General features: G+C 58.6%; 9 protein-coding genes. All 9 read left to right on the top strand.

Translation table 11 applies throughout. The features are described from left to right. The first annotated feature begins 128 nt into the window (after positions 1-128). Positions 129-791 carry a hypothetical protein gene (locus ACP7D4_RS27020; RefSeq protein ID WP_426212430.1) on the top strand — a complete coding sequence of 221 codons (663 nt, stop codon included), beginning with the start codon at positions 129-131 and terminating at the stop codon, positions 789-791. Further along, positions 788-2,002, top strand: a complete 1,215-nt coding sequence (gene traW, locus ACP7D4_RS27025; protein WP_426212432.1) for a conjugal transfer protein TraW — start codon at positions 788-790, stop codon at positions 2,000-2,002. Before ACP7D4_RS27020 ends, traW begins: the two co-directional genes overlap by 4 nt. Next, positions 1,999-2,595, top strand: coding sequence for a hypothetical protein (locus ACP7D4_RS27030; RefSeq protein ID WP_426212434.1), 597 nt, complete (start codon positions 1,999-2,001; stop codon positions 2,593-2,595). Before traW ends, ACP7D4_RS27030 begins: the two co-directional genes overlap by 4 nt. Then, positions 2,592-4,781, top strand: coding sequence for a DotA/TraY family protein (locus ACP7D4_RS27035; RefSeq protein ID WP_426212436.1), 2,190 nt, complete (start codon positions 2,592-2,594; stop codon positions 4,779-4,781). Before ACP7D4_RS27030 ends, ACP7D4_RS27035 begins: the two co-directional genes overlap by 4 nt. 144 nt (positions 4,782-4,925) lie before the next feature. Beyond that, a complete protein-coding gene (locus tag ACP7D4_RS27040; RefSeq protein ID WP_426212437.1) occupies positions 4,926-5,432 on the top strand; it encodes a hypothetical protein in 507 nt (168 codons plus the stop codon). A gap of 78 nt (positions 5,433-5,510) precedes the next feature. Then, entirely contained in the window at positions 5,511-6,311 is an 801-nt protein-coding gene (locus ACP7D4_RS27045) for a hypothetical protein (protein WP_426212438.1), read from the top strand. Between the two features lie 75 nt (positions 6,312-6,386). Beyond that, positions 6,387-6,626 (top strand): hypothetical protein, encoded by a 240-nt coding sequence (locus ACP7D4_RS27050; protein ID WP_426212440.1) that lies wholly within the window; start codon positions 6,387-6,389, stop codon positions 6,624-6,626. A gap of 21 nt (positions 6,627-6,647) precedes the next feature. Continuing rightward, positions 6,648-7,043, top strand: coding sequence for a hypothetical protein (locus ACP7D4_RS27055; RefSeq protein ID WP_426212441.1), 396 nt, complete (start codon positions 6,648-6,650; stop codon positions 7,041-7,043). Positions 7,044-7,966: 923 nt separating this feature from the next. Then, positions 7,967-8,320: a hypothetical protein gene (locus ACP7D4_RS27060; protein WP_426212443.1), complete on the top strand. Its 354-nt coding sequence runs from the start codon at positions 7,967-7,969 to the stop codon at positions 8,318-8,320. The last annotated feature ends 715 nt before the right edge of the window (positions 8,321-9,035 follow it).

A 9,035-nucleotide genomic window follows, 5' to 3' on the forward strand; every position in this document is an offset into this window, starting at 1 on the left:
CCATGGTGATCACCTTTTTTTCTCCTGCCCAAAATGTGGGCAGGAGCAGTAGAACACCTGGGTCAATTTTCGATCAGCATACCCCCTGTAGGTGGGTCAATTTTCGGTCAGCGTCAACAATACCCGATATGTACCGTGATTACCATCTCAAGCGCATCGCAGACGTGCAAGATGAACAGAAGACCATTGCCTACGACGAGGTGCACAACACGGCCGGTCAGGAGGCCTTCGTCCAGACCATGATCAAGGACGGGCGTGAGGGGCGCAAGTGGGGTATTCGCATTGTCAACGCCTCGCAGTACCTGTCCGACTATCCGGAAGAGCTGCTGAATGCCGCGACGGGCGTCTACGTCATGCGCGGAGGAAGCGCAACCGACGAGGCCATCCTGCGTAATACGTTCAAGGTGTCCGAGGAGGCGATCCGCCGCCTGCATCGCGATGCTGTCGGTCCAGGCCCGGAAGGAGGTAATTTTCTGGCGTTGTTCAAGACGAAGGTCGGCTTCGTCGTCCAGCTCTTGACCAACACGGTCGGGCCGATCGAGCTTTGGGCATTCTCAACCACGCTGGAGGATGTAGCGCTACGCAACCGGCTATACAAGCGGGTCGGACCGTACGCGGCGCGCAAGCTGCTGGCCGAATATTTTCCGCTGGGCTCGGCGCTGCAGACGATTGAACACATGCGCACTCAGTCGACCGAAAAGGACGACGTGTCGGTGGTCGAGCGGCTGGCGGAGAAGCTGGTCACGGCCTATACGAGAAACCTCATGAAGCAACAGGAGCTTTCATTATGAGAAAGAGACTATTGATGCCTCTGGCCGGCGCGCTGCTGTTTGTCGGCGCGACTGGTGCCGCGCGGGCAGTTTGCGATGGGTGCGTCGTAGGGGCAGTGACGACAGCCAATACGAGCATCACCAGCGCGATTGGCGCACTGGGTACATCGATGAACAGCATGTTGTACAACATCGGCCTGGCGGTGAATCAGAACGGCAACAAGGTCGCCAGCACGGTCGAGACGGCCGCGCGGGCGCAGCGCGAATTTGATGCCAACCAGGAGAAGAACCGCCGCATCGAGGATGCGCGCCAGCGTTACCGGGTACCAGACAACATTTGCAGTGAGGCCGGTTCCGGTGGCGTTGTACAAGTCGGTGTTGCTGCGGGCGCAGCGAAGGGTGGCATCCGCCCAGGCGGCGGCGCCGTCATCTCGAACACGGCAATCGCCCAGGCGGTGAATACGGCACCTGTCTTGCAATCGATCGACGCCTCGCGTGCGGCGAGAGTCCACGCCCAGTACTGTGACACCGATGACTATTCCGCCTATGGTGGCGCGCGTTCTTGCCCAACTGTTTCCGCGAACATGCCAGGGGCGGACAAGCGCATCGACTCAGTGCTGACCGGCGCCGGTCCGAATGGGAAGACACCTGATCTGACCTTCTCGCAGGCGCAAACGGATGTGGCCAGGATGTACACCCAAAACTCGATCCGTCGCTCGATCGGCCCGCAGATCAACAAGGGTGCGGCCGACACGTCCATCGGCGCCGAGTACGTCGGCCTGATGAATCAGTACAACGCCATCATCTCGGCAGCGGCCGATCCGCAGGATCAGCGTATTGCCGACAGCCAGCCGAACGCGGCCACCAAAGACCTGCTGAGCGAAGTACTGCAGGCGCCTTCGGCGGCGTCGTACTACAACCAGGTCGCCTCTACCCAGGCCAAGGCGAGCGGCCAGATGTCCGCGCGTGAGTTCGAGACCTTTGAGGTCGGTCGCCGGTACGCGAATACCGCTTACCAGACCGACCTGCAGGCCATGAGTGGCGACAACCTGGTACGCGAACAGATCCGCGTGGCTGCACTTAGTAATTGGTTGGCCCTTAGCCTGAAAAACGAGGTCGTGCGCGGCAACATCATCAATGGCCAGATCCTGGCCAGCATGGCGCGCCAGGAATACGAGCCGATGCTCGCGCAGAAGTATCGCGTGATTGGCGGGCGGATGGGGGGGCGATGATGGACTCCCAGGCGAAGGATAATCGGCTACGCAAGGTGGGGCGCCTGGCATCGCGGGTGTTGCTGCCGTTTTCCGCAATGCGCAAATCGGTGTCGCTGGCAAAAGCCGAAGTGCAGCGCACCAGGGAAAACCTCACCCTACTAAAGGATCTGAGCGTCGACGCGCGCAAAACGATTGCCGACAGCTTCAAAGTGCAGGAGATTGCCGCCAACGACTCGTTTGACGCAGCTATGGAGAGTCGTTCGCAGAACGCACTATCACAGCCGGAGCTCTACCGCTATTTTTTGCGCAGAAAGCGCACCGCGCTCGGGGCGGCCGTCTTTTTTGTCCTGCTGAGCCTTTATGGTGTCCTCGGCAGTATCTGGTACGACAACACGCGTGGCATCGTGTTGGGCGTGGTCTCGCTGGTGGTCAGTCAACCGGTGTTTTTCATGGTTGCGCTCGGTGCGCAGCTGCGGCTTTGGCAGCTGCGCACTCATAGGCTATCAAAGGAGGAAAAAGGCGGCTTGCGGGATTTCACCCGTGAAGTCAAAGGCTGGTGGTGGATGACGCTTGATCCAGAATTCGGGCAACGGAAAGGGGAAGTGCCATGAAGTGCTCGCGCATTTTGGTAGACCTGGTGGCCGCCGCCACATGCTTGCTTAGCTCGCTGGCATATGCACAAAGCACGTCGGTCGGGGAGATCTCGAACGCCGCCAGGCGTTCTGGCGACAAGTCGCGCGAAGCGCTCGTGTCGATCTACGGTAACGTCGTGAACAATCCCCTCGCCACGGGCGGCGCCGGTGGCGCGGACACGATTCTTGCCGGCGTGTTCCAGGTCGCGAACGCCGGTCTGCTGGTGGTGGGGGCCATATTTGCTTGCTATGTCATGTTTCGCAAGATTACACAGACGGCCCATGACGGCTCCGTATACGACCGTGAGCAGCATACGCTGTGGGGTCCGATTCGTCTGGTGTGGGGGCTCGCCTCCCTCGTGCCGACGGCGAACGGGTGGGCATTGTCCCAGCTGCTGATGTTGTGGGGTGCGTCGCTGATGGGGGTCGGGATCGCGAATCTTGGCGTCGACGCCTCGGTCGCGGCATTCAGCAATGGCCAATCGATGGTTGTGCAGCCGGTGATGCCGAGTACTGTGAACGTGGCGCATAGCGTGTTTGAGGCCAACGTCTGTATGCACGGTATCAATGCCGGAATGGCCCAAGCCGAGGCGAGCGGCGCACTGATCACGGACGATGGATACGTGCAGCAGTCGGCGTCGAGTGCCGGTTTCGTCTTGAAAAATGCGAGCTTCGTGTGCGGCGGCGCCGACATCAATAACAGCCTCGATCCCCAGCCCCAGTCAACGGACTGGTTCAGCGGCACCATCGACACGTCCGACATTCGCCGCGCACATTTGCAGGCGCTGCAAGGCATGCAGGGGAGCCTGACGACGGCGGCGCAGAACTTCGTCAACTCCGTCATCCAAAAACAAAACGGCGGCGTGGGCGCCCTGCCTGATGCCGAGATCGCGATTCAGTCTGCGGCGGCGCAGTACGAGAACACGATCAGCAGCATCGCGGCGACTAAGCAGGGCAACATTGCCGCCTTGGCCAGCCAGCTTAGTAGGTCGATCAAGGACGGCGGCTGGTGGACGCTTGGCGCCTGGTACCAGACGTTCGCCCAAGCCAACACCAAGCTGTCGGACGCTGTGGCGGCGAAGGCATCGATCTACGGCATGTCGAAGGAAGGTGACCCGGGCGTGGTCGGGGTGTACCAGAGCGCAATGGCGGCTTACAAAGCGCAGCAGTCGGCGTCAATGTATACGCCGACGCTGGGAACGACGAGCACAGGCGATTACTCCAAAGGCGCGGCCGGCACCGACCCAAGCAAAGTCATCGGCAGCTTCTTCAATGCGCCTGGGCAGCGTATCGTCAACGCCCTGATCGACGGGAACGCTGGCGGCGAAGGGCGTGGCCAGCTCAATCCCCTGATCAAAATGAAGAATCTCGGCGACTATACGATGACGACGGCGGAGACCGGACTTGGGGCGTACGTGACGGCCAAGGCGATTGCCAGGGTCAAGGATGGGTGGAGCGCGGCAGGCGTAGCCGCGAAGGTGGTCAATGCGGTGTCGTCGATCGGAGACGCCCTGCAAGGGGTACTCGATGCGATGTCGCCGTTCGTCATTATGGCGATCATCGCCCTATTCCTGCTGGGCGGCACGCTATCGACTTATCTGCCGATGGTGCCGTTTGTGATCTGGTTCGGTGCTACTGTGAACTGGCTTGTTGTTGTCGGCGAAGCGATCATCGCCGCACCGCTATGGGCGCTGACGCACTTGGCCGGCGAAGGCGACGGCATGGGCCAAAGGACTGCGCACGGATACATATTTTTTCTGAACGTAATGGTGCGGCCGATTCTGATGGTGATCGGGTTCTTCCTCGGTGGCGCCGGCGTCATTGCCGGCGGCACGCTGCTCAACCAGCTGTTCGGCATCGCGCTGGCCAATGCGCAGTTCGACTCGATAACAGGGTTGTTCACCATAATCTTTTTCCTTGGTATTTACGTTTTGATGTGCACTAACCTGGTGCACAGCTGTTTTAACCTGATCTTCATCGTGCCAGACCAAGTCATCAACTGGGTCGGCGGCCATGCGTCTGCAACCCCGGGCCGCGATGACAATGATCGACTGCGCAGTGCAATGAATGTATTCACAAACAAGCTGGAGCACCTGTCGCCAGGGCGATTCGGCGGCGGGACGGGTGCGGGCGGCGTCAAGTCCGGTGATGGTATAAAGGCGTAACGATGAAGGTCAGACCCGGAGGACGACCCTTATCAACATTGCTATCTATTCCACTAGTTCGTGTCAAGCGTGCGTGCTAAAATAGTTTTGTTGTAGTTCTGTATATAGGACGCAATACAAAATTATCGAAGTGCGGGAGGTGAAATGAACATCATCTGGTATGCGCTGCGCACGTTCTACCTGATCGGCTTGATCGTTGCCGTCCCGCTGTTTTTGCTTTCGGCCGACAAGGCCGGCAGCGAGCTTGGCGTGGCCCTTCCCCTGGGAGGGGCTTGTCTGTTGTATTTCGCGTTTGGCTACCTGCTGCTGAAGTCAGTGCCGGATATGCTGAAGTCTCGCATCCTTGCCCGTGTCGCACATCACAAAGCAAAGGGCTTTGTACCCCAGTGCGAGGTGTTTTCGGTGCTGTACAACCGCTATGTCGGGTTCGACCCCAAGACCCGAAAAACGCTGTACGTCGATGTCAATGATGGAACGGAAACACTGGTCGATTACGATAATCTGATCGCCTGGGAGCTTGAAGTCGACAACAATAAACCGGCGCTGCTAAAACTGCTCACCAGCGTTCCGACTCTGCCGGTTGTGGGTCTGCGAATCGATCGCCGCAAGGCCGACGAGTGGAAGGTAAACCTTGGCATGATCTTCGGGTAAGCCAGCCAGCAGGATGAACTCGTGGGGCATGCAATCCTGAGAAGCGGGAGCATGCCCATTTTTTATGGAGACGAACCGATGATCTCGAAGCTGGGTTTGGCGTTACTCATTAGCCTGGCACTTGCCGGGTGCGGGGAAAAGAAAGAGGCTGTCCAGGGCACCGGGGCAAACGCGAAGCCGTCGCCCGCCTCGCTGATGAATAGTCCCAAGTTGCCGGATTCACCGGCGCCGCCGACCGCGCAAGCGCCGGTCCTGCCAAAGCCCGATCGTACCCTGCCTTTGGCCAGCTACGTGGACCTCAACGGCGAGGCTGCGGGCCTTGCCCTGACGTATATTGTCTCGGCCAAGGCTCAGGCGCCGTTGAGCGACGATGAGAAGCTAAGCCGTCTGTCGCCTGCATACTTCAACGAGACGGATGCCTTCAAAAAGAAAGAAGTGGCCAAAGCGGAGATGCCGCGCGTCGATGCCGCCCTCAGCAAATACCGTAAGCACGACTACTACGCCGTGCCAGTCTCGGCATATTCGCGGCAGCCGCTTGGTCTCACCAACGTCAGCGTTGGCCAGTACGATTTCAGCACGCGGAGCTTCCCGTTGGCGAGCTATGGGCAGGATTGCTGGACCGGTACGTTACGCAACCCGCAAGGCGTTGTCCTCAAGATCCTTCAGTCGGATATACCGTGCCGCCTGCCGGTCGCGGACGAAGCACAAGCCAAGTTGATCGAAGCGGCGCGGGCACAAAACGCTCTGGGTCTACAGGGGACGCTGTACCTGTTCGTCCCGCGCGCGGAAAACGGCACCGCCCTGGCGGTGGTCTCGCGCGCTCATATCGAACTGATAAATTCTCAAACCCAGGCGCCGCTGGGTAGCTTTGATCTTTGATTTCAGAACAGATATTGAAATATCGCCCTGTGTCATATAGCCTGAAACTGAATTGCGCAATGAAGGAAAAGTCCCATGAATAATTTTTTTCACAACCTGGCACCCGTGCTGGATCGACTCGCGCGGCGTTTCAAAATAGCCTTTTTTCTTCTGATACTCGCCGTAGTTCTGTGCTCGATGTGTCTGCACCTGAGCGGTGTTATCGACGCCGACAAGGTCTTGGTTGAAGCTGCCGGGCCAAGCCTTATGGTCGTAGCCGTCACGGCCGTCACTGCCGAACTCGCGGCCGCCATGCTGCGCGCCCATCTCAAATAAACCGGCGCGCCAAACAACGCCATGAACGCTCTTTCGCTCGAACAGTGCCAGGACCTGCTCCAGGAGATCCGGGAAGGTCGACGGCATCGACTAACGGGAAGCGAGTACAAAGCGATCATCGTAGCTGTCGACAACCACCGTGGCGATCGCGAGGATGCGCGCCTCGCGCTCAGCGTCGTTGCGATGCTAGCGCGCCACGAAGGTCCGGGCAGCAAGGCGCCCTTCGGCGATGCGGTTCAAAACCGCGTCTTCAATGCGGAAAGCCAGCGAGCCGGACTAGCCGGCGATAGACGGACTGCGCCAGCACACGTAGTCATCGACACGCCCTACGCGGCGCCGTTTCCGCATCCGGTCGGAGATCAGGTCCGGGCGCAGCGCGAGCGCAACCGTAGCCGGCAAGTCCCCCGGCCCGCGTGACGATGGCGGTCGGCCGCAAGCTCGGCGCGCCGCACCCGTAACGACAATCGCCCTCCAGTACTGGCACCTCGTCCCTACCCCGCCAACCGCCGTGCCTCCGCTTGCGTGCGGGGCACATGGCTCACACCGCATCTAGTCGACCACCGGCTGGCGCGTGACGATGATGACGGACATGGGCAGCGCGTGCTCGTCAAGAATCAACAGTCCCTTGCGCTGGGAAAACTCGCGTGCAACCAAACCTTTTCTTTTGTACAGCAATTGGATCGAAGACTGAACCGACTGAATGGCCCGGTCGTTGCAGGGGACCAGCAGGCTTTCGCCGTATCCAGTTCGGCCAGCGCCCTTTCTGGGCCGGAATTTTGATGTGCATGATTACTCCTAGACGATGGCTATCTGGCTGGTGAACTGGCGGCCGCCAGTGACGACCGGCCGCTGGGATCAGCCACGAAAAAACACTCTCGCCGAATGCAAAAATCATAACGTAATCACGTAATTTGGCAGTTGCGTGACTGCTTGCGGGCACGCCAAGCGGTCAGAGGGCTCCCAGGAAGCCGCATGCGGCGCGGAGCGCCGGCGCAGCCGGGGTGAGCACCGAACGGGTGACGTAGGAAGCGTAGCGATCCTTTGAGGGCCTGGGATGCCCGAAGAAGCTCTGCAAGGCGGTGGGGGAAGCTTTTCTCGCCCTCCCTGTTGACGACAGAGGGCGACTCGCCCCTTTTCGCAGGGCGAGAAGGACGGGGGGGGTGGGTGGGAGCAATCCGGCGACAAACCGCTTGGATGAGGTGTACGAACTAGGTCAAGAGTCTGTCATTTGTCGGTGCGCCGGGCATTTTATCTTTTGTATTTTTTTGTATTGTGCCTACAATACAAAATACAAACTGTGCGCCCTACCGTAATTGGAGGGCACGTAAAAGGAGAAAATCATGGACTTTCTGCGCACCCGGTCAGCCTACTGCCCCGCTTCCTCTCTCCAGTCGGAGCCCCTGTACCAATTTAATAGGCTGGAGCTGGCCCCGCAAGGCTGGCAGCCCCTGATCGAGATGATGGCGAAAGGTTACGTTGAGACCATCGGCATGCATGATTACTGCCAAGAATGTGGCGGGATCATCCAGGGGGCGACCGGCCATCGTTTTGACTGCTCGACAATGCTTGCACGTCGTCTGCTGACCAACCTGCCGCTGCTCCTCCTTCGCCACTCCGCAGAAGCGCCAGGAGTGGACTTCCACCGCGACCATGTGAAGCGCGTGGGACAGACTGCATCGGATGCAAGCAAGTAAATGCCGGAAAATACGGCATGGGTCGATAATCTTCGAAAAGCATTCGGGGAAGAGCGTCCTCCTGGAGTTAAGCAAAGCCTATGCCTCGTCCTCAGCTTCTAGGTGCGGGGGTTTGAGGCGCAGTAGAACGGTTATGGAAAGCGGAAGCTCCCGTCTAAAACGCCGTACGTAGCGGGGCCACAAGCTAATTTTGCTTTCCATAATATTTCACTGGCGCCACAGCGGCGGCATCGGAAGCGTCAGCAACTTGCGGATGACCGTTTACGCCCCGAAGCCGCCGGTCGCCCGGTATATTTTTTTTAGCGACCAACCAATCCTTCAGCAATTGCCGGTAGTTTCCGGTCACCGTCCGAACCATAAGGTTTTATCTTAACGTTAAAAATGACAGGCGCGAAGCGTCACTGTCGATTGTAAAGTTAAGGCATTCCGTGAAGTGCTGCCTCTATTACGGCTAGGCGACGGACATTTAAGGCATGAATCGATAGAGATTCCTTTCCTGGTCGTTTCCGTTGGAGATATGGGTCTTCTTCCGAAACTATTTTTTGCCAAGTGGATCGAGCCAATTCGAGTTTTTCTTTGGCCTCAATTTCTCTTCCCGCTAGTGTAGTGCGTCATAAATAATAAGACTTATTATATATATGCATGTATCCTTGTCATATGGAGGGGAAATCATGCGTGTAGCGATGAAAGTTGAGTTGACGGAAGCGCAGCGTGG

Source organism: Massilia sp. TWP1-3-3 (assembly GCF_049897805.1).
Taxonomy (GTDB): domain Bacteria; phylum Pseudomonadota; class Gammaproteobacteria; order Burkholderiales; family Burkholderiaceae_D; genus Telluria_A.

Bases quoted from the DNA above. Each gene is read 5' to 3' on its own strand.
- ACP7D4_RS27040 (WP_426212437.1), top strand. From the start codon at position 4,926: ATGAACATCATCTGGTATGCGCTGCGCACGTTCTACCTGATCGGCTTG.
- ACP7D4_RS27055 (WP_426212441.1), top strand. From the start codon at position 6,648: ATGAACGCTCTTTCGCTCGAACAGTGCCAGGACCTGCTCCAGGAGATC.
- ACP7D4_RS27050 (WP_426212440.1), top strand. From the start codon at position 6,387: ATGAATAATTTTTTTCACAACCTGGCACCCGTGCTGGATCGACTCGCG.
- traW (WP_426212432.1), top strand. From the start codon at position 788: ATGAGAAAGAGACTATTGATGCCTCTGGCCGGCGCGCTGCTGTTTGTC.
- ACP7D4_RS27045 (WP_426212438.1), top strand. From the start codon at position 5,511: ATGATCTCGAAGCTGGGTTTGGCGTTACTCATTAGCCTGGCACTTGCC.
- ACP7D4_RS27030 (WP_426212434.1), top strand. From the start codon at position 1,999: ATGATGGACTCCCAGGCGAAGGATAATCGGCTACGCAAGGTGGGGCGC.
- ACP7D4_RS27060 (WP_426212443.1), top strand. From the start codon at position 7,967: ATGGACTTTCTGCGCACCCGGTCAGCCTACTGCCCCGCTTCCTCTCTC.
- ACP7D4_RS27020 (WP_426212430.1), top strand. From the start codon at position 129: ATGTACCGTGATTACCATCTCAAGCGCATCGCAGACGTGCAAGATGAA.
- ACP7D4_RS27035 (WP_426212436.1), top strand. From the start codon at position 2,592: ATGAAGTGCTCGCGCATTTTGGTAGACCTGGTGGCCGCCGCCACATGC.